Genomic DNA, 23,839 nt, shown 5'->3' with positions numbered 1-23,839 from the left:
GCACCGGATGACGCGCACCGCCCCGACCCTCGGCGCGCTCGCGCGCGCCGGCTTCGACGACCTCGACCACGCGGCGGCGCAGTCCGCCGAGCTGGCCGAGGCGGGCGGCGTCGAGCCGGAGGCCCTCGTCGAGGCGCTCGCCGCCGCCGCGGACCCCGACCAGGCCCTCGCCGAGCTCCGTCGGCTGCACGAACGGGCACCGGATGCCGTCGGCGCGATCCTGCGCGAGGCCGCGTCGCTCGATCGCGCGGCACGGCTCCTCGGCGCCTCGCGGGGCTTCGCCGAGTTCTTCCTCCGGAACCTCGACGAGCTCGCGCTCCTGCACGATCGACCCGTCGCGCCGCCGACCGCGGCTGTTGCCACGGCGGAACTCATCGACGCCGTCGCCGCGGTCGACGTCCCGACGGCGCGGCTGTCCGACGCCGGCGCCCGGGCGCTCCGCGTGCGCTACCGGCGCCTGCTGGCGAGGGTCGCGATCTGGGACCTGACGCGCCCCGACGCCGTCGAGGCGCTCGATGCCGTCGCCGCGGGCCTCGCCGATCTCGCGGGCGCGGCGATCGAGGCCGCGCTGCACCTCGCGCGCCGCCTCGCCGCCCGCGGCGAGGGCGAGGCCGCGGCGCCCGGCCGGTACCCGGCGGCCGAGGTCGACGGCACGCGGCTCGCGGTGATCGGAATGGGCAAGGCCGGGGCCCGGGAGCTCAACTACGTCAGCGACGTCGACGTCATCTTCGTGGCGGAGTCCGCCGACGAGGCGACGGTCGGCACGTCGCGCGCGCTCGAGATCGCCACCAAGCTCGCCATGACCGTGATGCGCGCGATCGGCGAGCCCGGCATCGAGCCCCCGTTGTGGGAGGTGGACCCGAACCTCCGGCCGGAGGGCAAGGACGGCGCGCTCGTCCGCACGCTCGACTCGCACCTGCAGTACTACGACCGGTGGGCGAAGAGCTGGGAGTTCCAGGCGCTGCTGAAGGCCCGACCACTGGCCGGCGACGCCGGGCTCGGGGCGCGGTACGCGGCCGGCGTCGCGCCGAAGGTCTGGTCGAGCTCGTCCCGGGAGGGGTTCGTCGAGTCCGTGCAGCGCATGCGCGAGCGCGTCACCGACCACATCCCGTCCGACGAGGTCGACGTCCAGCTGAAGCTCGGGCCGGGCGGCCTCCGCGACATCGAGTTCACCGTCCAGCTGCTGCAGCTCGTGCACGGTGCGAGCGACGACCTGATCCACCAGCCGGGCACCCTGCCCGCCCTCGCGGCCCTCGCCGAGCACGGCTACGTCGGCCGCGAGGAGGCCGCCGAGTTCTCGCGCGACTACCGCGTGCTGCGCGTCCTCGAGCACCGGCTGCAGCTCGCCCGGCTCCGACGCACGCACCTGATGCCCCGCGAGGACGCCGAGCGGCGCGTGCTCGCTCGCGCCTCGGGGCTCGCCCGCACCGGCGCCGAACTCACCGAGGCCTGGCAGGCCACGCGTCGCCGGGTGCGCGGACTGCACGAGCGACTCTTCTACCGTCCGCTGCTCTCGGCCGTCGCCGCGCTGCCCGCGGACGGCCTCGAGCTCACGAGCGCGCAGGCCGAGGCCCGCCTGGCGGCGATCGGCTTCACCGATCCGCGGGGAGCGCTCGCCCACATCGCCGCGCTGACCGCCGGCGTGTCGCGGCGCGCGACCATCCAACGGCACCTCATGCCCGTGCTGATCTCGTGGTTCGCCGGCGGCTCCGACCCCGACTACGGGCTGCTCGCGTTCCGCCGGATCAGCGACGGTCTGGGCACCACGCACTGGTACCTCCGCCTGCTCCGCGACTCCTCGGACGCCGCGCTGCGGCTCACGCGCGTGCTCTCCGGATCCCGCTTCGCGGGCGAGCTGCTGGAGCGGATCCCCGAGGCGGTCGCGTGGCTCGAGGACGTCGACGAGCTCCGGCCGAGGCCCCTCGCGGCGCTCCGCGACGAGGGCGACGCCGTGCTCGCCCGGCACGGCGAGCTGGACGCCGCAGCGAAGGTGCTCCGCGCCATGCGACGGCGTGAGGTGCTCCGGCTGGCCCTCGCCGCGATCCTCGACGTCTGCACCGTCGAGGAACTCGGCCACGGCCTGAGCGACGTCGTCGAGGCCCACCTCGAGTCGCTGCTCCGCGCCATCCGTCGCGGCGGCGACGGGATCGAGTTCGCCGTCATCGGCATGGGCCGCTTCGGAGGCCGCGAACTCGGCCTCGGGTCGGACACGGACATCCTCTACGTCTACCGGCCGACGACCGCGGAACCGGATGCCGCGCACACGCGCGCGCTGAAGATCGTGTCCGAACTCGTCCGCACGAGCGAGGACGCGCGGTTGCCGTTCGAGCTCGACGCCGGGCTCCGTCCGGAAGGGCGCAACGGTGTCGTCGCGCGATCGCTCGAGGCCTACCGGGCGTACTACGCCCGCTGGTCGCTCACCTGGGAGGCGCAGGCGCTCCTCCGAGCGCGTGGCGTCGCGGGCGACCGCGTCCTGATCGAGGACTTCACCGAGCTCGCCGACCGCGTGCGGTATCCGAGCGGCATCGCCGACCGGGAGGTCCGCGAGGTGAAGCGGATCAAGGCGCGCGTCGAGAACGAGCGCCTGCCGCAGGGCGCCGATCCCACGCGCCATCTCAAGCTCGGGCGCGGGTCGCTGAGCGACGTCGAGTGGTTCGTCCAGCTGATCCAGCTCGAGCACGCCGCCCGGGTGCCCGAGCTGCGGACGCCCTCGACGCTCGAGGCGCTCGCGGCGTCGGTGGATGCCCACCTCGTCGCCGGCGACGACGCCGAGACACTCCGGGCCGCGTGGGTGCTCGCCTCGCGCGCCCGGTCGGCGCTCACCCTCTGGCTCGACCGCACGACCGACGTGCTGCCGGTGGAGCGCACCCAACTCGAGGGCGTGGCCCGGCTGATGGGCTACCCGCCGGGCTCGGCCACGGCCCTCGAGCACGACTACCTCGCCGTCACCCGCCGTGCCCGCGCCGTGTTCGAGCGCGGATTCTACGGCGTCGAGCCGCGGCGCGATCCCACCGTCGGCTGACCCGTCGGCACGCGCACCCGCTCGACCCGCGGGAGGTGTCGCGTGCCTCGGCGTTCCGTCACCGGGAACGACACGAGGGCCCGTGTCGCGTGCGACACGGGCCCTCGGCTCTCTGGGGGATGGGGGAGGGAGATCAGACGCCGTAGTACAGCTCGTACTCGAACGGGTGCGGACGCTGGGCCAGCGGCTTCAGCTCCTTCTCGCGCTTGTAGTCGATCCAGGTCTCGATGAGCTCCTTGGTGAACACGCCGCCCTCGAGGAGGAAGTCGTGGTCGGCCTCGAGCGCGTCGAGCACGGCGTCGAGCGAGCCCGGCACCTGCGGGATGGCCTTGGCCTCCTCGGGCGGCAGCTCGTAGAGGTCCTTGTCGACCGGCTCGTGCGGCTCGATGCGGTTCTTGATGCCGTCGAGGCCGGCCATGAGCTGCGCGGCGAAGGCGAGGTAGGGGTTGCCCGAGGCATCCGGCGCACGGAACTCGATGCGCTTGGCCTTCGGGTTCGTGCCCGTGATCGGGATGCGGATCGCGGCCGAGCGGTTGCCGGCCGAGTACACGAGGTTGACCGGGGCCTCGAAGCCCGGGACCAGGCGGTGGTAGGAGTTCACCGTGGGGTTCGTGAACGCGAGGATCGCCGGGGCGTGCCTGAGGATGCCGCCGATGTACCAGCGCGCGACGTCGGAGAGGCCGCCGTAGCCGGCCTCGTCGTAGAACAGCGGCTTGCCGTCGTTCCAGAGCGACTGGTGGGTGTGCATGCCCGAGCCGTTGTCGCCGAAGAGCGGCTTCGGCATGAACGTCGCCGTCTTGCCCCACTCGTTCGCCGTGTTCTTGACGATGTACTTGAACTTCAGGATGTCGTCGGCCGCGTGGACCATCGTGTCGAACTTGTAGTTGATCTCGCCCTGGCCGGCGGTGCCGACCTCGTGGTGCGAGCGCTCGACCTCGAGGCCCGCCTCGATGAGCTTCAGCACGATGTCGTCGCGGAGGTCGGCGTGCTGGTCGACCGGCGACACGGGGAAGTAGCCGCCCTTGTAGGCGGTCTTGTTGGCGAGGTTGCCGCCCTCCTCCTCGCGGCCGGAGTTCCAGGCGCCCTCGCTCGAGTCGACCGAGAAGAAGCTCGAGTTCTGCTTCACCTCGTAGCGGACGTCGTCGAAGATGTAGAACTCGGCCTCGGGCGCGAAGAACGCGGTGTCGGCGATGCCGGTCGAGGCGAGGTACTTCTCCGCCTTCTTGGCGACCTGGCGCGGGTCCTTGCCGTAGATCTCGCCGTTGCGCGGGTTGTAGATGTCGAAGACCATGATGAGCGTCCGCTCGGCGCGGAACGGATCGACGTAGGCCGTCGAGACGTCGGGGATGAGCTGCATGTCGGACTCGTGGATCGACGCGAAGCCGCGGATGGACGAGCCGTCGAACAGCTGGCCGACGGTGAAGAAGTCCTCGTCGACGGTGGAGGCCGGGATGTTGAAGTGCTGCTGCACACCCGGGAGGTCGGTGAAACGGATGTCGAGGAACTTGACGTCCGTCTCCTTGATGAACTTGAGGACTTCGGAAGAATCACTGAACATGTGACGGTGCTCCAAGGGCAGGTAGAGGGCGAGGACGCAGTCGTTCGACCGGTTGCGACGCTATCCGGACGGGGTTTCCCTGCCATGACACCGATGTTTCCACCGTGTTACACGGCGAGCGCTCGGTAGACTCGTGCGGTGCCCGACCCCGTGAACCCGACCGGCGACATCCCTCCCAGCACCTATCCCGGCGAACGGCTCGGGCTGCCCGAGGAGGGCGTCGGCTCCGTCGGCCGCGTCGGTCGGCGCATCGTGGCGCTCCTCGTCGACTGGGCGATCGCCAACGTCATCGCGCTGCTCGTCGGTCCGTACGCCACGAACGAGCACTCGTGGGCGACGCTCGGCATCTTCGCGCTCATGCAGGTGCTCTTCATCCCCACCATCGGCGGGAGCGTCGGGCACCGCCTCCTCGGCATGCGGGTCGCGCCGATCCGCGGGGGATGGGTCGGCCTCTGGCGACCGGTGGTCCGCACCCTGCTGCTCGTGATCGTCGTCCCCGCGCTCGTCTGGGACTCGGACCAGCGCGGTTTCCATGACAAGGTCGCAGGCACGGTGCTGATCCGGGCCTGACGTCCGAACGGCTGGGGCCCCGTGCCGGGCGACCGGCGGAGCGGGTCCCGAGACTGCTGCGGCATCCGCTCTCGTGAACGGATGCCGCAGGGACGCGTCGCGGGTCAGCGCATGCGACCGCGCTGCGGGCGGACCCGCATGGGGTCGACGCCCTTCGGGATGGGAAGCGGCGCCTGGAGCGAGTTGAGTCGGTTCGTCACGGCGAGCACCTCGGGCTTGGTCAGCGTCCGCTTCGTCTTCCGAAGCGTCGCGGCGAGGCGATGCAGCTCGATTGAGCCCTCCTCGTGGCCGACCGAGAGCGTCGTCACGGGGACGTTCGGGAGCACGCGGGCGACCTTGCGCTTCTCGTCGTCGAGCATGCGCTGGGTGCGTGAACGCGGACCCTCGCTGATCAGCACCACGCCGCCGCGACCGACCGCGCGGTAGACGGCGTCCTGTGTCTTGCCGTTCACGGCGACGGGCATCTCGTTGCCGACCCAGTTGCCGCGCAGGCCGCTGCGGAGCACGGCGCCGACGGCGCCCGGCTGGCCGTCGATCTGCGAGTACGCGGCGCGTTCGGCGCGACGGCCGAGGATGATGAGGGCGATGAGGAGTCCCGCGAGCACGCCCGCGATGATCCACAGCGCGATCGTGAAGCCGTTGCCGCCGCTCAGCCAGAGCGCGAGCCCGAGACCCACCGCGATGGGCGCCAGGAAACCGAGGAGCATGAGCCACTGGGCGCTCGAGTCGTAGCGGCGGGTCATCTGGAAGACCTGCCACATCTGCTTCATGCGGCCGGGCTCCTTCGGGGGCTTGGGAGCGGACCCGGCGTCCTTGGTGCGTGCCATGGGTCAAGGATACCGGCGGCGAGCGGGCCGTTCGGACCGCCGGCGAAGCGGTCCGAACGGCCCCCGGCCGACTGCCGTTCCGTCGCCGTTCAGCCGACGGCCTGGGCGAACCCGAGCGTGGCGTCGGCGAGGTGCGCGAGTTCCGGTGGGACGTCGCGACCCTTCGCGCGCATCGACTGCGCCCAGAGCCGTCCGGCGCGGTACGACGAGCGGACGAGGGGGCCGGCGAGCACCCCGAGGAAGCCGATCTCCTCGGCCTCGGCCTTCATCTCCACGAACTCCTCCGGTCGCACCCACCGCGCGACGGGGAGGTGCCGCGGACTCGGCCGGAGGTACTGCGTGATGGTGATGATGTCGGTGCCGGCGTCGTGCAGGTCGTGGAGTGCCTGGGTGATCTCTGCACGATCCTCGCCCATGCCGAGGATCAGGTTCGACTTCGTGATGAGGCCCGCGTCCCGGCCCTGCGTGATGACGTCGAGGGACCGCTCGTAGCGGAACGCCGGCCGGATGCGCTTGAAGATGCGCGGGACCGTCTCGACGTTGTGCGCGAAGACCTCGGGCCGCGCGGAGAAGACCTCGCCGAGCAGCTCCGGGTTCCCCGAGAAGTCGGGCACGAGGATCTCCACGCCGGTCCCGGGGGACTGCGCGTGGATCTGCCGGATGGTCTCGGCGTACAGCCATGCGCCCTCGTCGGGAAGGTCGTCGCGCGCGACGCCCGTGACGGTCGAGTAGCGCAGCTGCATCCGGACCACGGACTCGGCGACGCGACGCGGCTCGTCGACGTCGTAGTCCGCGGGCTTGCCGGTGTCGATCTGGCAGAAGTCGCACCGCCGGGTGCACTGCGAACCGCCGATGAGGAAGGTCGCCTCGCGGTCCTCCCAGCACTCGTAGATGTTGGGGCAGCCCGCCTCCTGGCATACCGTGTGCAGGTCCTCGCCCTTGACGAGCTCGTGCAGCTGGCGGTACTCCGGTCCCATCTTCGCACGGGTCTTGATCCATTCGGGCTTGCGCTCGATCGGGGTCTCGGCGTTCCTGACCTCGAGCCGCAGCATCCGCCGCCCGCCCGGATCGGCGCTCATGCGGCCACCGCCGTGGCGAACTCGGCGTCGAGCCGGGCGCGCACCGCTCCGGCGACGTCGGCGGGAGTGACGGTGCGCCCGAGCTCGCGGGACATCGTGGTGACGCCGGCGTCGCGGATGCCGCAGGCCACGATCTTCCCGTACGGTTCGAGCGGGTTCGAGCAGTTCAGCGCGAACCCGTGCATCGTGACGCCCTCGGCCACGCGGATGCCGATCGCGGCGATCTTCTCCTCGACGCCGTCGCGGACGATCCAGACGCCCGACCGACCGTCGACGCGGCGGCCGTCGATGCCGTATTCGGTGAGGACGTCGATGAGGACGCCCTCGAGCCGGCGGACGTAGCCGACGACGTCGATCGGTTCGGCGAGCCGGAGGATGGGGTAGCCCACGAGCTGGCCCGGACCGTGCCAGGTGATCTTCCCGCCCCGATCGACGTCGACGACGGGCGTGCCGTCGGTGGGACGTTCGTCGGGAGCGGTCCGCTTGCCCGCGGTGTAGACCGGCTCGTGTTCGAGGAGGATGACGGTGTCCGGCCGCTGACCGGAGACCACCGCCTGATGGACGGCGCGCTGGAGGGAGAGGCCCTCGTTGTACGGCACGGAGTTGGCGCTTAGCCCCGCGTCGACGTAGTCGAGCATGGCGTCAAGTCTAGGCGCGGTCCCGTCCTCCACCGCACGCCGCAGGCCGCTGCCGTCCACCGGGGCGGGCGATCGACATGCTGCACCGGGGGGATCGGGGAGCGTCGCGGGCATGGCCTTCCCACTCCGACGCCGCCGTCCCGCTGTCACCGCGCCCGACGAGGCCGAACCGTCGCGGCCGGAGTCCGTCCCCACCACGGAGGCGATCCTCGGCGGATACCGGCTCCTTCGGCGCCTCGCCGCCGGCGACCGCGCGGACGTGCACCTGGCGGTCGCACGACGGGAGCCGAATCCGTCGCCGGACCTGCCGGACCCCGAGCCCGAGCTGGTCGTCCTGCGCACCTATGACCCGGCCGCCGACGATGATCCGATCGCCGTCGAGATCGACGCCATGGAGCACGACACGACCGGCACGCTGCCGGGGCTGGTCGACGTCGCCACGCTGCCGGACGGCCGCGCCTGCGTCGTCGTCGAGCGCATCGGCGGCGGGTCGCTCGCGTCGCTCCTCGTCGAGGGGGCGCTCGGCCCCGGCCAGGTGGTGACCGCGCTCGCCCCGCTCGTGGTGGCGGTCCGCGAGCTCGCCCGCCGAGGGCTGGTGCACTCCCGGCTCGCACCGTCCGATGTCCTCGTCGACGACACCGGCCGGCCCCGGTTGATCGGCCTGGGCGCCCTGCGGCGGACGGATGCGTCGGTGCCGGCGGCCGAGCGCGTCGAGCGGGCGAGGACCGCACACGGCGCGCTGATCGCCCTCCTCGAGGAGCTCGCCGCGGCGTCCACCGCACCGTCGCGGTTCGCGGGGGTGACCGACCTCGCTCGTCGGATGCTGCTCCAGCGCCCGTTCACACCGGACCACGCGGCGATCGAGCGCGCCCTGTTCGCCGCCGCCGATCCGGCTCCGCTCGTCGCCCGTGCGCGATCGCCGCGACTCGTCGGACCGGTGCCGTCCCGAGTGTCGATCGCGATGCCCGAACCGGCCGTCGCCGGGCCGTCCCTCCGCCCCGCCGTGGGCGGCGGAAGGGCGCCGACGGCGGGCACGACCGGCGCGGAAGAGCCGCACGCCGCGTCGACGAGGTCCGCCGCACGTCGGCTCGGGGAACTCGCCCAGTTGCCGGGACTCGTCGACGGGGTCTCGGGAGTGCTCGACGGCGTCCCCGCGGCGGCCGTGCGTCGTCGGGTGCGCCGGTGGGTCGCGGGGCGGCGCGCGGTGCTGGCGACGGGCGGGCTCATCGGGGCGGGCGCCCTCGTCCTCCTGTTGACCGCCGTGCCGCCCGCACGCGCGGGCGACCCCGCGGCCGAGGCCATGGGGTCGGTGGAGCACCTCGACCCGCCGGGCGACCCCATCGATCGACCGTCGCCGGCGCCGGCGCAGGATCAGCCGGACGGGAGCGGGCTCCAAGGAGAACCCGAGCAGGTCGGCGGCGGAGCCGGATCGAACCCGACAGACCCGGTCCAAGCGGCCGCGGCCCTCCTCGAGATCCGGGCGGGGTGCCTGGCGAGCCGGGACCTCGCTTGCGTGGCGGCGTACGCGCAGCCGGGATCGCCGCTGGAGGCGCGCGACCTCTCCGCGATGGCGTCGGAGACCGTCGGAAGCGCCTCGCAGCCCGACCTCACGTCGATCTCGCTCGCCGCCGACCTCGGCGACGCGGTCGTCATGAAGGTCCCGGACGCGGGCGGACGCGAACCGGCCTCGCTCCTCATGATGCGGAGCGAGGCCGGTTGGCGTCTGCGTGAGTGGTTCGACTAGATGCCGAGGTCGCCCTCGAAGTCGCCCTCCTCGAGGCGGGCCTTGACCGCGGTGAGGAAGCGCGCGGCGTCGGCACCGTCGATGATGCGGTGGTCGTACGACAGGGCGAGGTACACCATCGAGCGGATCGCGATCGCGTCGGAGCCGTCCTCGGAGATCACGACCGGGCGCTTGACGACCACGCCGGTGCCGAGGATCGCGGTCTGCGGCAGGAACACCACCGGAGTGTCGAACAGCGCGCCGCGCGAGCCCGTGTTGGTCAGCGTGAACGTGCCGCCGGCGAGCTCGTCGGGCTTGAGCTGGTTGTTGCGCGTGCGCTCGGCGAGGTCGGCGATCTGCCCGGCGAGGCCCGCGATGTCGAGCTCGCCGGCGTCGCGGACCACCGGGGTGAGCAGGCCGCGCTCGGTGTCGACGGCGATGCTCAGGTTCTCGCGCTCCGGGTAGACGATGGCGTCGCCGTCGACCGTGGAGTTGATGATCGGGTAGGCACGCAGCGCCTCGACGGCGGCGAGCGCGAAGAACGGCAGGAACGAGAGCTTCGTCCCGGTCTTCTCCTGGAAGGTCCCCTTGACGCGGTCGCGAAGCCGGGCGACGCGCGTGACGTCGACCTCGACGACCGAGGTGAGCTGGGCGGTCGACTGCATCGAGACCACCGCGCGCTCGGCGACGACCTTGCGAAGGCGCGTCATCGGCTGCGTCGTCCCGCGCAGGGGCGACGTCTCCAGCGGCTGCCGCTCGGGCTTGGCGGCCGGCGCCTCGCCCGAGGCCGCAGGAGCGCCGGCCGACATCACGTCCTGCTTGCGGATGCGGCCGCCTACGCCGGTACCGGTGACCGACGCGAGGTCGACGCCCTGCTCGTTCGCGAGCTTGCGGACGATCGGGGTCACGTACCCCGACGGACCGGCGTGCGAGCCGCCGCTCGGAGCGGCGGGAGCCGCCTGTGCGGCGGGAGCCGGCTGCTGCGCCGGAGCGGCGGGAGCCTCCTGGGTGGGAGCAGCGGGAGCCTCGGGGGCGGCCGGAGCCGGCTGCTGCGCCGGAGCGGCGGGAGCCTCCTGCGCGGGCGCGGGCGCGGCCTGCGGTGCCGGTGCGGCCTGCGGGGCCGGGGCAGCCTCCTGCGCGGGTGCGGGAGCCTCCTGCGCGGGTGCGGGAGCCTCCTGCGCGGGTGCGGGAGCCTCCTGCGCGGGTGCGGGAGCCTCCTGCGCGGGTGCGGGAGCCTCCTGCGCGGGTGCGGGAGCCTCCTGCGCGGGTGCGGGAGCCTCCTGCGCGGGTGCGGGTGCCGCCTCGGCCTGCGGCGCCTCGGCGGCGGGCGCCTCGGCGCCCGAGCCGTCGCCGATCGTGACGAGCGCGGTGCCGACTTCGACGGTCTCGTCCTCCTGGACGAGGATCGCCTCGATGACGCCCGCGACGGGCGACGGGATCTCGGTGTCGACCTTGTCGGTCGACACCTCGAGCAGCGGCTCGTCGACCTCGACCCGGTCTCCCACGTTCTTCAGCCAGCGGGTGACCGTGCCCTCGGTGACACTCTCGCCGAGTGCCGGGAGGCTGACGGATTCGCTCATTCGCTTGTCTCCTTCACAGCGTGTGACGCGTTCTAGCTTATTGCAGTCGTATTTCGGCGCGACGGGGTCAGAGCGCGTGGAGCGGCTTGCCCGCGAGCTTCAGGAACGCCTCGCCGAGTGCCTCGTTCTGCGTCGGGTGCGCGTGGATCAGCGGTGCGATGTCCTCGGGGTAGGCCTCCCAGTTCACCGCGAGCTGCGCCTCGCCGATCAGCTCGCCGACGCGGGCGCCGATCATGTGCACGCCGACCACGGGGCCGTCGTTGACGCGGACGACCTTGATCGAGCCGCTCGTCTCGAGGATGTGGCTCTTGCCGTTGCCCGCGAGGTTGTATTCGTACGAGGAGACCTGGTCGGCGCCGTACTTCTCGGCGGCGCGGGCCTCGGTGTAGCCGATCGAGGCGACCTCGGGCTCGCAGTAGGTCACCTTGGGGATGTTCACGTCCTCGACGATGATCGGGTTCAGGCCCGCGATCTCCTCGGCGACGAAGATGCCCTGCTGGAAGCCGCGGTGCGCGAGCTGGAGGCCGGGGACGATGTCGCCGACGGCGTACACGCCGGGGACGCTGGTCTCGAGGTGCTCGTTCGTGATCACGAAGCCGCGGTCGATCGTCACGCCCGCCTCCTCGTAGCCGAGGTTCTGCGTGACCGGGCCGCGGCCGACGGCGACCAGGAGGAGCTCGGCCTCGACGGTCTCGCCGTTCTCGAGCGTGACGACCACGCCGTCGTCGTGCTGGGTGACGCCCTGGAAGCGCACCCCGAGCTTGTAGTCGATGCCCCGCTTGCGGAAGGCGCGCTCGAGCTGCTTGGAGATCGACTCCTCCTCGTTCGGGACGAGGTGGGGGAGCGCCTCGATGATCGTGACGTCGGAGCCGAAGGAACGCCACACGCTCGCGAACTCGACGCCGATGACGCCGCCCCCGAGGATCGCGACCTTCTTGGGGACGAAGTCGAGCTCGAGCGCCTGCTCGCTCGTGATGACGCGGCCGCCGAGCTCGAGCCCGGGCAGCGTGCGCGAGTACGAACCGGTGGCGAGCACCACGTTCCTTCCGACGAGGCGCTGGTCGCCGACGACCACGGCGTTCGCACCGTCGAGGCGGCCCTCGCCCTCGACGACCGTGATGCCGCGGGCCTTGACGAGTCCCTGCAGGCCCTTGAACTTGCTCGCGACGATGCCCTCGCGGTAGCGCGTCACCGCGGCGACGTCGATGCCCTCGAACGTCGAGCGCACGCCGAACTTCGCCGACTCCTTCGAGCTGTCCGCGACCTCGGCCGCGTGCAGCAGCGCCTTCGTCGGAATGCAGCCCCGGTGCAGGCACGTCCCGCCGAGCTTGTCCTTCTCGACGAGTGCCACGCTGAGGCCGAGCTGGACGGCGCGCAGCGCCGCTGCGTACCCTCCGCTGCCGCCTCCGAGGATGACGAGGTCAAAGTTCTGCTCGGACAAACGGATCTCCCTTGCGCATCGGATCTGCGGCGCGAGTCACCCGGTTTCGTGGCCGGGGAACGTCCGGGCGAGGATCGCCCCACACGACTGTACTACCTGGCGGAGGCCCGCTCGCCCAGCGCGATGAGGGTCCGGACCGCGGCGCCCGTGCCGCCCGCGCCGGTGAATCCCCAGGGCGCCGCGGTGTTGTACGACGGCCCCGCGATGTCGAGGTGCGCCCACGGGATGCGCGGCGCGTCGTCGCCCTCGCGGCGGCCGACGAACTGCTGAAGGAACACGCCGGCGAGGAGCATCCCGGGCACGACGGTCCCGAGCTTGGTGTTCGCGAGGTCGGCGACGTCGGACTTCAGCAGTGGGAGCAGATCCTCGGGCAGCGGCATGGGCCAGGTCGGTTCGCCCGCGGCATCCGCGGCGTCACGGACGCGCTCGACGAGGTCCGCCTCGCCCATGAGGCCGGTGATGCGATTGCCGAGCGCCACCACCTGCGCGCCGGTGAGCGTCGCGACGTCGACGATCGCGTCGGGCTGCTCCTCGCTCGCGGCGGCGAGCGCGTCGGCCATGACGAGGCGACCTTCCGCGTCGGTGTTCAGCACCTCGACGGTCGTGCCGCCCTTCATCCGGATGACGTCGTTCGGTCGGGCGGCGGTGCCCGACGGCATGTTCTCGGCGAGGCAGAGCCATCCGGTCGCCCGCACCGGCACCTGCAGCTCCGCGAGCGCGACGATCGCGGAGAGCACGGCGGCGGCGCCGGCCATGTCGGACTTCATGCCGACCATCGAGGCGCCGGGCTTCAGGGAGAGCCCGCCGGAATCGAAGGTGATGCCCTTCCCGACCAGGGCGAGGTGAGCGGATGCCTCGGCGGGCGCGTAGTCCAGGCGGACGAGTCGCGGCGGGCGCGACGAGCCCCCTCCGACGGCCAGGATGCCGTTGAACCCGCCCTCGGCGAGCGCCGCCTCGTCGTAGACGCGGACGTCGACGCCGACGGCCTCGGCGGCCTGCACGGCGATCTCGGCCAGCGCGGCAGGAGGCAGGTCGTTCGGCGCGGTGTTGACGAGGTCCTTTGTGCGGGCGACGGCGGACACGACGGCGCGCACGCGGTCGAGGCCGATCGTCGTCTCGTCCTCGGCGGCGTGCAGGACGATCCGCTCGGCCCCGGTCGGGCCCTCGCGGTACTCGGTGAAGGTGTACGCGCCGAGCGCGGCGCCCTCGACGAACGCCGAGGCGAGCCCTGCGTCGAGGCCGCCGGCCGCGAGGGCGACCGCCGAGGCGGACGCCAGGGCGCGGAGCGCGGCGCCGCCCGCGTGGCGCAGGGACGCGGCATCCGTCGTCTCGCCGACGCCGGTCGCGACGACGAGGACGTCGCGATCGGGCGCCGTCAGCTTCGTCACCTCGTCGAGTCCGCCCTTCGCACCGAGGCGCTCGAGGGCGGCGCCGAGCCACTCGAACCCGTCGTCGACGATCGGCGCGGGCCCGTCGCCCGTGCGCCGGACGGGCACGACGACGGCATCGGCGTCGGTCGTGGCTGCGGGTGAGGTCGCGAGTTCGATCGTGGGAACGGACATGCGTTCGATCGTAGGTCTTCGCTCGCCCTGGGTCCGCATCGGCCCTGTTCGCTCTGGGCATGCCCGCCGAGCCGCCGGGACGGCGGGGCCGCGCACGCCGCTCGGTACCCTTGAGGTATGCGCGACCCCCGCTCCCTGTACGAGCTCGATGCCGACGTCGAGGTCCCGCGCGGACTCCCGCTCGTCGCCGGCCTGACCGGGTTCGCCGACGCGGGGTCGGCGGTGGCGCAGACCACCGAGTACCTGCGGTCCACGCTCGACACCGAGGTCGTCGCGACCTTCGACGCCGACGAGCTGCTCGACTACCGGGCGCGTCGCCCGGTCATCCTGTTCGAGGGCGACCACCTCACCGACTACCGCCCGCCCCGGCTCTCGCTCGACCTCGCACGCGACGAGATCGGGCAGCCGTTCCTGCTCCTCACCGGGTTCGAGCCGGACTTCCAGTGGGAGCGGTTCGGCGCGGCGGTCCTGGGCCTGATCGAGCGGTTCGAGGTGGGCTCCACCACCTGGATCAACTCGATCCCGATGCCGGTGCCGCACACGCGGCCGATCGGGGTGACGGTGAGCGGCAACCGCGAGGACCTCATCGAGGCCATGTCGATCTGGCGCCCGACCACCCAGGTTCCGGCGAATGCGCTGCACCTCGTCGAGTACCGGCTGCAGGCGCAGGGTCACCCCACGACGGGATTCGTGCTGCTGGTGCCGCACTACCTCTCCGACGCGGAGTTCCCGTCGGCGGCGGTCGCCGCCCTCGAGTCGGTGAGCGCCTCGACGGGTCGGATCTTCCCGACCGACGCGCTCCGCGAGCAGGGCCGGGAGTTCACGGCGCGCATCGACGAACAGGTCGCGGAGAACGGCGAGCTCGCCAAGCTCGTGCACACGCTCGAGGAACGGCACGACGACTACATGGCGGGCACGACGCTGCGTTCGCCGCTCACCGACGAGGACGGCGAACTGCCCTCGGCCGACGAGATCGGCGCCGAGCTCGAGAAGTTCCTCGCGCGGCGCCGGAATCGCGACGCCGACGAGCGCTGATTCCACCCGCTGCCGGGAATTCCGGCATCACCGGGGACGTTGCACCACGTACAGGTCGGATCGCATCCCGAACCCGCGTTGCCGCGGGCGGTCGACGTGCTGCGGCCTGTATAATAGGGGGAAGGACCCGTTCTGGTCCGCCGTGCGACTCCCGTCGCCGCTGCTGCGGACTTGACATGGGTCCTCATCGTGTCCGAAATCACCGGGTCGCGACGCAGTCAGGCATCTCCGCAGGCCCGCCCAGGGGCCGTGCGGTGCGACGGTGAGGAAGAGGTTCAGTACACATGGCAGCCAAGACCAGCACGGCAGCGACCGACGAGGCGCCCCGCGCCGCCGGCGCGACCAAGCGCGCCACGTCGAAGTCGACGGCCACGTCGACGGCGGCGAAGGCCGCGACCACGAAGGCCGCCGCGAGCGCGAAGGCCGACGGCGCGACCGGAGGCAAGCGCAGCACGACCGCCTCCAAGACGCCGCGCACGTCCACCGCGAAGGGCGGCAAGGCGAAGTCGGCCAAGGCCGGCGCGAAGAAGTCGGCCGACGACGAGCTCGACGACGACGCCGGGATCGAGGAGGTCGCGGTCGAGGAGACGGCCGCCGACGAGGCGACGACTGAGGATGCCGGCGACGACGAGGAGGCCAAGCCCGCTCCCGTCGAACCGCACCCGACCGGTGCGATCGTCCTCCGGGCGTCCGACGACGAGGACGAGATCCCCGTCTACTCCACGACCATCACCGGTGCGACGGCCGACCCGGTCAAGGACTACCTGAAGCAGATCGGAAAGGTCGCGCTCCTCAACGCGGCCGAAGAGGTCGAGCTCGCGATGCGCATCGAGGCGGGCCTCTTCGCCGAGGAGAAGCTCTCGCACATGTCCGACGCCGAGAAGCGCTCGCAGCTCGGTCGCGAGCTGCAGTGGGTCGCCCGCGACGGCCAGCGCGCCAAGAGCCACCTGCTCGGTGCGAACCTGCGCCTCGTGGTCTCGCTCGCCAAGCGCTACACGGGTCGCGGCATGCAGTTCCTCGACCTGATCCAGGAGGGCAACCTCGGGCTCATCCGTGCGGTCGAGAAGTTCGACTACACGAAGGGCTTCAAGTTCTCGACGTACGCGACGTGGTGGATCCGGCAGGCGATCACCCGCGCGATGGCCGACCAGGCCCGCACCATCCGCATCCCCGTGCACATGGTCGAGGTCATCAACAAGCTCGCCCGGGTGCAGCGCCAGATGCTGCAGGACCTGGGCCGCGAGCCCACGCCCGAGGAGCTGTCGAAGGAACTCGACATGACCCCGGAGAAGGTCATCGAGGTGCAGAAGTACGGCCGCGAGCCGATCTCGCTGCACACCCCGCTCGGCGAGGACGGCGACAGCGAATTCGGCGACCTGATCGAGGACACCGAGGCGGTCGTGCCGGCCGACGCAGTGGGCTTCACGATGCTGCAGAAGCAGCTGGAGTCGCTGCTCGACTCGCTGAGCGAGCGCGAGGCGGGCGTGATCCGCATGCGGTTCGGCCTCGGCGACGGCATGCCGAAGACGCTCGACCAGATCGGCGACACGTTCGGCGTCACGCGTGAGCGCATCCGCCAGATCGAGTCGAAGACGATGGCGAAGCTGCGCCACCCGTCGCGGTCGCAGTCGCTGCGCGACTACCTCGAGTAGGCCGCCCGTGAAGTACGCGCCGGCGATCCTCGTCGGCCGGCTGACCAGGATCGCCGCTCGGCTGCGCAAGCCGGGCGGCGGTTCCGCGGTGCCCGGCCTCGTCGTCAACACGATCGCGCCAGGCTACCTCCGCACGACGCTGTCCGGGTTCCCGCAGGGGCTCGTCGTCGTCTCCGGCTCGAGCGGCAAGTCGACGACGACGAAGATGCTCGTGGCGATCCTGCGCGCCCACGGCGAGCGGGTGTTCACGAACCCGTCGACCGCGAACATCAGCCAGGGGCTGACGTCGGCGCTGCTCGAGCAGGCCGACTGGCGGGGCCGAGTGCCCGGCGACGTCGCCGTGCTCGAGATGGACGAGGGCCATGGCGCGCTCGTGATGGAGGGCGTCGATGCCCGCGTGGTGACCCTCACGAACGTGATGGTCGACCAGATCGACCGGTTCCACGACTCCGAGATGGTCGCCGGGATGCTGGCGAAGATCGCGGCGAGCGCACACGGGGCGGTCGTGGTGAACGCCGACGACGCGTTCCTCGAGCGCATCGCGTCGGACGTCGCCGACGGCGTTTCGGTGCGGCGCTTCGGCGTGTCCGCCGAGGTGCTCGCGGCGGCGCCGCGCGGGCTCGGCCACACGGAGACGAGCCGGCACCGCCTCGACCCGGCGGGCGGCGTCGTCGTGGCGTCCGTCGACGGCGCCTCCGCCGTCCTCTCCGACGCCGGCCGCGAGGTCGCGATCGGCCTGCCCGCACGCGGAACCCACTACGCCGTCGACGCGGCGGCAGCGTATGCCACCGCGAAGACGGTGCTCGGGGAGCGCTTCGAGGCCGACGTCGCGGCGCAGTCGCTGAGCGCAATCCCCGCGGTGTTCGGCCGCGGTGAGCGGGTCACGGTCCGCGGGCAGGAGGTCGACTTCGTCCTCGTGCAGAATCCCGCGAGCTACCAGCTCAACGTCGACAGCATCGCGCCCGGGACCGAGCAGGTCCTCTTCGCCATCGGATCCGACGTGCGCGACCCGTCGTACTTCTGGCCGACGGATGCCTCGTCGCTCGGCCGGGTCTCGATCGTGAGCGGTTCCAAGGCCGACGAGGCGGCGCTCATGCTCGCCTACGACGGCGTCCGGATCGACCGCGTCGAGCACGACCTCGGACGCGCGCTCGACGACTTCCTCGCCGCGCCGGCGCCGGAGAACGGCGTGAAGACCATCGTCTTCTCGGCCGATTCGATGCGCCGGACTCGCGCGCACCTCGGACTCACGGGAGCGGAATGACCCTCACGATCGTCTCCCTGCTGCCGTCGCTGCAGAACACCAACGGCGACGCCGAGAACGCGGCGGTCCTCGCCGCGCGCGCACGCTGGGCGGGCCTCGACGCGCGCGTCGTCGCGGTCGAGTCCGCGTCCGACCTGCCGGACCGCGTCGACGCGGTCGTGCTCGGCTCGGGCAGCGACGCGTCGCTCGAGCGGAGCAGGCGGATGCTGCTGGGTCTCCACGACGAGCTGCGTCGCTGGGGCACCGAGGGCGTCCCGATCCTGGCGGTCGGCACGGGCTGGGAGCTGCTCAGCTGGGGCATCGAGCTCGCGGACGGCGCGAGCGTCGAGGGCCTCGGCATCGTGGCCGGCCGTGCGGTGCCGCGCGATGCGCGCGTGGCGGGCGACCTCGTCGTGAAGGCCGGCGGCGGGCTGGGGCTCCTGGTGGGCTTCGAGAACCACGCCCGCGACTACGTCGGCGCCGAGGCGTCCCTGGTCGGGCGCGTCCAGGTCGGGTCCGGCAACGGTCGCGGATCCGGGCAGGAGGGCGTCCGCATGGGCGACGTCATCGGCACCCATCTGCACGGGCCCGTGCTCGCGAAGAACCCGCGACTCGCCGATGCCATGCTGGCGCGCGCGTGCGAGCGCGCCGGGCTCGAGTACACGCCGGGGGAGCGGACGGCCGAGGTCGACCGGTACGCGGAGGGCGCGCGGGCGCGGCAGCTGCGCGCAGCGGGTGTCGCGGCATCCGACAGCGCCTGACGTCGCCGGGCCGGACGCCCCTGCAGACGACGAACGCCCCCGGATTCCTCCGGGGGCGTTCGTGGCGTCTGTGGGACCGCGTCAGTTGCGCGTGTCGGTGAGCAGCCGGCTCGACTCGTCGTGCCAGCTGTGGGCGATCTGCGAGAGCTTCTCCTGGTGCTTGCGGCCGTGGTGGGCGCAGAAGAGGAGTTCGCCGCTCGCGACGACCACGCGGATGTAGGCCTGCGCTCCGCAGGCGTCGCAGCGATCGAGGGCCGTGAGCTCGTGCGGGGTGTCGAGTTCGTCGACCGCACCGGTGTCGGTGGTCTGGTTCATGGCGCCTCCTCCGTAGATCACGAGCCGTTTCCGTCACTCAATGAAAACACGACTCCGCCTGCGAACCTTCCGTGCGACCCCGCATTTCGCTCTACGCGAAGCGCCTGAGCCGGTCATGGGGGTGGCCCTCAGTAGGCTTGTGCGACGTGAGCTCCGACTATTCCGCCCGCCACCTCTCCGTCCTCGAGGGCCTCGAGGCGGTCCGCAAGCGACCGGGCATGTACATCGGTTCGACCGATTCCCGCGGCCTCATGCACTGCCTCTGGGAGATCATCGACAACTCCGTCGACGAGGCCCTCGCGGGTCACGGCACCGAGATCGACGTGGTGCTGCACGCCGACCACAGCGTCGAGGTCCGCGACCGTGCGCGGGGCATCCCCGTCGACGTCGAACCGAAGACGGGACTCACCGGCGTCGAGGTGGTGTTCACGAAACTGCACGCGGGCGGCAAGTTCGGGTCGGGATCGTACTCGGCCTCGGGCGGCCTGCACGGCGTCGGCGCCTCGGTCGTGAACGCGCTGTCGGAGCGCCTCGACGTCGAGGTCGACCGCGGCGGCGCGACCTGGGCGATGTCCTTCCACCGCGGCGAGCCCGGCATCTTCGACGACGACGGCTCGCGGTCGCCGAGTGCCGCCTTCCGGCCCTTCGAGCAGTCCAGCGAGCTGCGCAAGGTCGGGCGTGTCGCGAAGGCCGTGACCGGCACCCGGGTTCGCTACTGGGCCGACCCGCAGATCTTCACGCGCGGTGCGACCTTCCAGCTGGAGGACCTGCTGAACCGCGCCAGGCAGACCGCCTTCCTCGTGCCGGGGCTCGCGATCACGGTCTCCGACGAGCGCGGCGAAGAGCCGGAGACGCACCGGTTCCACTTCGAGGGCGGGATCTCGGAGTTCGCCGAGCACCTTTCCGTCGACGGGCCGGTGACCGACGTCTGGCGGCTGACGGGCGACGGGCGCTTCACCGAGACGGTGCCCGTGCTGAACGACCACGGGGCCATGATCCCCACCGACGTCGAGCGGCACTGCCACGTCGACATCGCGCTCCGCTGGGGCACCGGCTACGACACGGTCGTGCGGAGCTTCGTGAACATCATCGCGACGCCGAAGGGCGGCACCCATCAGTCCGGCTTCGAGCAGGGGCTCCTGAAGTTCGTCCGCCAGCAGGTCGAGCAGAACGCCCGCCGCCTGAAGGTCGGCAACGACAAGCTCGACAAGGACGACGTGCTCGCCGGGCTCACGGCGGTGCTCACGGTCCGCCTGCCGGAGCCGCAGTTCGAGGGCCAGACCAAGGAGGTGCTCGGCACGCCCGCGGTGCGCTCGATCGTGGCCTCCGTCGTGCAGAAGGCGCTCGGCGAGCGGTTCGCGTCCACCAAGCGCGACGACAAGGCGCAGACGTCCATGCTGCTCGAGAAGGTCGTCTCCGAGATGAAGGCGCGCATCTCGGCGCGCACCCACAAGGAGACCCAGCGGCGCAAGAACGCGCTCGAGACCTCGTCCCTGCCGGCGAAGCTGGTCGACTGCCGGTCGACGGATGTCGCGCAGAGCGAGCTGTTCATCGTCGAGGGCGACTCGGCCCTGGGCACGGCCAAGCTCGCCCGCGACAGCGAGCACCAGGCCCTCCTGCCCATCCGAGGCAAGATCCTCAACGTGCAGAAGGCATCGATCGCCGACATGCTCGGCAACGCCGAGTGCGCGTCGATCATCCAGGTGATCGGCGCCGGCTCCGGGCGCAGCTTCGACCTGTCGGCCGCGCGCTACGGCAAGGTCATCATCATGAGCGACGCCGACGTCGACGGCGCCCACATCCGCACCCTGCTGCTCACGCTCTTCTTCCGATACATGCGACCGATGATCGAGGACGGCCGCGTCTTCGCCGCGGTGCCGCCGCTGCATCGCGTGGTCGTCATGAACCCGGGCTCGAAGCCGAACGACGTGATCTACACCTACTCCGAGAAGGAGCTCGCAGGCGTGCTCGCGACCCTCCGGAAGCAGGGCAAGCGGTACCAGGACCCGATCCAGCGCTACAAGGGCCTCGGCGAGATGGACGCCGACCAGCTCGCCTCGACCACGATGGACCGCCGTCACCGCACGCTGCGCCGCGTGGGCGTGGCCGACGCCGAGAACGCCGGCCGGGTGTTCGAGCTGCTCATGGGCAACGAGGTCGCGCCGCGAAAGGAGTTCATCGTCGACAGCGCCGCCGCGCTCACGCGCGACCGCATCGACGCCTGAGCGCGCCGGCCGGGGCGACCTGACGACGCGCGGCGAGGGACGCGACCGCCGACGGAGGCCCCGCCCACCGAGGGTGGACGGGGCCTCCGTCGTGACGCCGCCGCGCATCGCGGCGAAGCGAGGTTCAGCGGATGGCGCGGCCGATGACGGCGACCACGGCGTCCAGCGTCTGGCCGGAGCCGTCGCGCTTCGCGCCGCCCTCCGGCAGCGGCCGGACGGCACCGTCGGTGCCGAGCGCGTGCGCCGGTCCGGGTCCGACCCACGCGACCGAGAGGCCGTCCTGGCCCTTGAGGAAGCGGTGCGCGCGGACGCCGCCGGTGGCGCGCCCCTTGCCGGGGAACTCCGCGAAGTCGGACACCTTCGCTGCTCCCGGGTCGGCGCCGAGGAGCGTGTCGCCGGTCGCCGCGACCGTCACGACGACGGCCGACTCGACGTCGGCCCGCCGGAGCACCGTGAACGAGATGACGCGGGCACCGGCGTCGAGCTTCACGCCGGCCATGCCGCCCGCCGGGCAGCCCTGCGGGCGCACGGTGGACGCGGGGAAGTGGAGGAGTTGCGCGTCGCTCGTGACGAAGACGAGCTCGTCGTCGTCGCCGCCCTGCGCGACGCCCACGACCCGATCGCCGGGCTTCAGCGCGATCACCTCGAAGTCGGGCCGGTTCGGGTAGTTCCCGGGGGCGACGCGCTTGACCACGCCCTGCTCGGTGCCGAGCACGATCGGTTGCTGGGAATCGAGTGACACCACCGCGAGCACCTGCTCGCTGCGGTCGGGGAGCGCCAGGTAGTCCGCGACGCGCACCCCGGCGCCGAGCTGCACCGAGTTCGGGGGCAGCGCGGGCAGGTCCATCGGGGAGAAGCGGACCAGCCGGCCCTTCGACGTGACGGCGCCGATCTCGGTGCGGCTCGTGGTGACGACCTCCGACCGCACCGCGTCGTGCTTGGAGCGACGGCTCGGGGGAGTGATCGCGACGACGGCCTCGCCCTCCGGGGCGTCGACGCGGGCGATCCGGCCCGTCGCGCCGAGGATCACGCGGCACGGCACATCCGCGTGCTCGAGGGTGGCGGGGTCGACCGCCTTGCGGGTCTTCGGCTGCACGCGCGCCTCGGTGAGCATCGTGCGCCGGGGGGTGCCGAACAGATCGGCCGCGCGGTCGAGTTCCTCGGCGACCTGGGCACGGATGCGCGCGTCGCTCGCGAGAAGCTCCTCGAGCGCGGCGATCTCGGCGAGCAACTGGTCGCGCTCGGCCTCGAGCTCGATGCGGGAGAACTTGGTGAGCCGTCGGAGGCGGAGCTCGAGGATGTACTCGGCCTGCAGGCGGCTGAGGTCGAAGACCTCCTCCAGGCGCGTGCGGGCCGCCTCGGCGTCGTCGCTCGAGCGGATGACCTGGATGACCTCGTCGATGTCGAGGATGGCGATGAGCAGGCCCTCGACGAGGTGGAGCCGCTCGCGACGCCGTGCCAGCCGGTACTCCGAGCGCCGCGTGATCACGCGGATCCGGTGGGCGAGGTAGACGTCGAGCAGCTCTCGGAGCCCGAGCGTCTGCGGCTGGCCGTCGACGAGTGCGACGTTGTTGATGTTGAAGGAGTCCTCGAGCGGAGTCATCCGGTACAGCTGCTCGAGGACGGCCTGCGGGTTGAAGCCGGTCTTCACGCCGATGACGAGTCGGAGGCCCTTCGTGCGGTCGGTGAGGTCGGCGACATCCGCGATGCCCGTGATCTTCTTGGCGGTGACGCCGTCCTTGATCTTCTCGATGACCTTCTCGGGCCCCACGAGGTAGGGCAGCTCGGTGACGACGAGGCCGGCCTTGCGCGGCGTGAGCTGCTCCACCGACACCTTCGCGCGGGTCTTGAAGGAGCCGCGCCCGGTCGCATAGGCGTCGCGGACGCCCGAGAGGCCGACGATCGTGCCGCCGGAGGGGAAGTCGGGGCCCGGCACGAACTCCATGAGCTCGTCGAGCGTCGCCTCGGGGTGCAGGAGCAGGTGGCGGGCGGCGGCGACGACCTCGACGAGGTTGTGCGGCGCCATGTTCGTCGCCATGCCGACCGCGATACCGCTCGCACCGTTCACCAGGAGGTTCGGGATCGCGGCGGGCAGCACCTCGGGCTGCTGGTGCGAGTTGTCGTAGTTGGGCACGAAGTCGACGACGTCCTCGTCGAGGTCCTCCGTCATCGACACGGCGGCGGGCGCCATCCTCGCCTCGGTGTACCGCGCGGCGGCCGGCCCGTCGTCGAGCGAGCCGAAGTTGCCGTGGCCGTCGACGAGCGGCACCCGCAGCGTGAACGCCTGCGCGAGGCGGACGAGGGCGTCGTAGATCGCACTGTCCCCGTGCGGGTGCAGCTTGCCCATGACCTCGCCGACGACGCGCGCCGACTTCACGTGGCCGCGGTCGGGTCGCAGCCCCATGTCGCTCATCATGTAGAGGATGCGGCGCTGCACGGGCTTGAGGCCGTCGCGCGCGTCGGGCAGGGCGCGCGAGTAGATGACGGAGTACGCGTACTCGAGGAAGGACCCCTGCATCTCCTCCGCGACGTCGATCTCGTCGATGCGCTCGGCGATCGGTGATGAGGGGGAATCGCTCGTGGCTGGGGTCATTCGTCGTCTCTACGC

General features: G+C 71.9%; 17 protein-coding genes. 8 read left to right on the top strand and 9 right to left on the bottom strand.

All coding sequences use genetic code 11. The features are described from left to right. The first annotated feature begins 7 nt into the window (after window positions 1–7). Window positions 8–3,022 carry a bifunctional [glutamine synthetase] adenylyltransferase/[glutamine synthetase]-adenylyl-L-tyrosine phosphorylase gene (locus ACQ393_RS09295; RefSeq protein ID WP_430646544.1) on the top strand — a complete coding sequence of 1,005 codons (3,015 nt, stop codon included), beginning with the start codon at window positions 8–10 and terminating at the stop codon, window positions 3,020–3,022. A 133-nt stretch (window positions 3,023–3,155) separates the two neighbouring features. Here ACQ393_RS09295 and glnA read toward each other — a convergent pair whose 3' ends face one another. Next, window positions 3,156–4,580, bottom strand: a complete 1,425-nt coding sequence (gene glnA / locus ACQ393_RS09290) for a type I glutamate--ammonia ligase (protein ID WP_430646543.1) — start codon at window positions 4,578–4,580, stop codon at window positions 3,156–3,158. A gap of 138 nt (window positions 4,581–4,718) precedes the next feature. Here glnA and ACQ393_RS09285 point away from each other — a divergent pair, with 138 nt between their 5' ends. Continuing rightward, window positions 4,719–5,150 carry an RDD family protein gene (locus tag ACQ393_RS09285; RefSeq protein ID WP_430646542.1) on the top strand — a complete coding sequence of 144 codons (432 nt, stop codon included), beginning with the start codon at window positions 4,719–4,721 and terminating at the stop codon, window positions 5,148–5,150. 104 nt (window positions 5,151–5,254) lie between these two features. Here ACQ393_RS09285 and ACQ393_RS09280 read toward each other — a convergent pair whose 3' ends face one another. The 3 genes from ACQ393_RS09280 to lipB all read right to left on the bottom strand — a co-directional run bounded on the left by ACQ393_RS09280 (window position 5,255) and on the right by lipB (window position 7,694). Beyond that, window positions 5,255–5,977 carry a DUF4191 domain-containing protein gene (locus ACQ393_RS09280; RefSeq protein WP_430646541.1) on the bottom strand — a complete coding sequence of 241 codons (723 nt, stop codon included), beginning with the start codon at window positions 5,975–5,977 and terminating at the stop codon, window positions 5,255–5,257. 89 nt (window positions 5,978–6,066) lie between these two features. Beyond that, the gene (lipA, locus tag ACQ393_RS09275; protein ID WP_430646540.1) at window positions 6,067–7,056 is read right to left on the bottom strand and encodes a lipoyl synthase; all 990 of its coding nucleotides are present in this window, start codon (window positions 7,054–7,056) and stop codon (window positions 6,067–6,069) included. After that, entirely contained in the window at window positions 7,053–7,694 is a 642-nt protein-coding gene (gene lipB, locus ACQ393_RS09270) for a lipoyl(octanoyl) transferase LipB (protein ID WP_430646539.1), read from the bottom strand. Before lipB ends, lipA begins: the two co-directional genes overlap by 4 nt. A 112-nt stretch (window positions 7,695–7,806) precedes the next feature. On the opposite strand from lipB, the gene ACQ393_RS09265 reads away from it, so the two are divergent. Continuing rightward, window positions 7,807–9,438 (top strand): hypothetical protein, encoded by a 1,632-nt coding sequence (locus ACQ393_RS09265; protein WP_430646538.1) that lies wholly within the window; start codon window positions 7,807–7,809, stop codon window positions 9,436–9,438. On the opposite strand, the gene sucB is transcribed toward ACQ393_RS09265, so the two are convergent. The 3 genes from sucB to ACQ393_RS09250 form a co-directional block, all read right to left on the bottom strand. Then, window positions 9,435–10,997, bottom strand: coding sequence for a 2-oxoglutarate dehydrogenase, E2 component, dihydrolipoamide succinyltransferase (sucB, locus tag ACQ393_RS09260; protein WP_430646537.1), 1,563 nt, complete (start codon window positions 10,995–10,997; stop codon window positions 9,435–9,437). The two genes, ACQ393_RS09265 and sucB, sit on opposite strands and share 4 nt — an antisense overlap. Before the next feature lie 67 nt (window positions 10,998–11,064). Further along, window positions 11,065–12,438 (bottom strand): dihydrolipoyl dehydrogenase, encoded by a 1,374-nt coding sequence (gene lpdA, locus ACQ393_RS09255; protein ID WP_430646536.1) that lies wholly within the window; start codon window positions 12,436–12,438, stop codon window positions 11,065–11,067. Window positions 12,439–12,530: 92 nt separating this feature from the next. Further along, on the bottom strand, window positions 12,531–14,000 hold the full coding sequence (locus ACQ393_RS09250) for a leucyl aminopeptidase (RefSeq protein ID WP_430646535.1): 1,470 nt from the start codon (window positions 13,998–14,000) through the stop codon (window positions 12,531–12,533). Window positions 14,001–14,117: 117 nt separating this feature from the next. Between ACQ393_RS09250 and ACQ393_RS09245 the strand changes: the two genes are divergently transcribed. From ACQ393_RS09245 to ACQ393_RS09230, 4 genes are all read left to right on the top strand, one after another. After that, a complete protein-coding gene (locus ACQ393_RS09245; protein WP_430646534.1) occupies window positions 14,118–15,035 on the top strand; it encodes a proteasome assembly chaperone family protein in 918 nt (305 codons plus the stop codon). A 284-nt stretch (window positions 15,036–15,319) separates the two neighbouring features. Further along, on the top strand, window positions 15,320–16,687 hold the full coding sequence (locus tag ACQ393_RS09240) for an RNA polymerase sigma factor (protein WP_430646533.1): 1,368 nt from the start codon (window positions 15,320–15,322) through the stop codon (window positions 16,685–16,687). A gap of 7 nt (window positions 16,688–16,694) precedes the next feature. Then, window positions 16,695–17,951, top strand: coding sequence for a Mur ligase family protein (locus ACQ393_RS09235; protein WP_430646532.1), 1,257 nt, complete (start codon window positions 16,695–16,697; stop codon window positions 17,949–17,951). After that, window positions 17,948–18,691 carry a type 1 glutamine amidotransferase gene (locus ACQ393_RS09230; protein ID WP_430646531.1) on the top strand — a complete coding sequence of 248 codons (744 nt, stop codon included), beginning with the start codon at window positions 17,948–17,950 and terminating at the stop codon, window positions 18,689–18,691. Before ACQ393_RS09235 ends, ACQ393_RS09230 begins: the two co-directional genes overlap by 4 nt. A gap of 81 nt (window positions 18,692–18,772) precedes the next feature. Here ACQ393_RS09230 and ACQ393_RS09225 read toward each other — a convergent pair whose 3' ends face one another. Then, window positions 18,773–19,006 carry a DUF7455 domain-containing protein gene (locus ACQ393_RS09225; protein ID WP_430646530.1) on the bottom strand — a complete coding sequence of 78 codons (234 nt, stop codon included), beginning with the start codon at window positions 19,004–19,006 and terminating at the stop codon, window positions 18,773–18,775. A gap of 146 nt (window positions 19,007–19,152) precedes the next feature. Here ACQ393_RS09225 and ACQ393_RS09220 point away from each other — a divergent pair, with 146 nt between their 5' ends. Continuing rightward, complete coding sequence (locus ACQ393_RS09220) at window positions 19,153–21,231, top strand: DNA gyrase/topoisomerase IV subunit B (protein ID WP_430646529.1); 2,079 nt, start codon at window positions 19,153–19,155, stop codon at window positions 21,229–21,231. A 124-nt stretch (window positions 21,232–21,355) separates the two neighbouring features. Here the strand turns inward: ACQ393_RS09220 and ACQ393_RS09215 are convergent, their stop codons facing one another. Then, window positions 21,356–23,824, bottom strand: coding sequence for a DNA gyrase/topoisomerase IV subunit A (locus ACQ393_RS09215; RefSeq protein ID WP_430646528.1), 2,469 nt, complete (start codon window positions 23,822–23,824; stop codon window positions 21,356–21,358). Window positions 23,825–23,839: the final 15 nt, after the last annotated feature.

The sequence above is a fragment of the Agromyces sp. GXS1127 genome (assembly GCF_050565425.1).
Classification (GTDB): Bacteria; Actinomycetota; Actinomycetes; order Actinomycetales; family Microbacteriaceae; genus Agromyces.
Note: the sequence above shows the minus strand (reverse complement) of the source record. Positions and strands in the feature narration are given on the sequence as shown.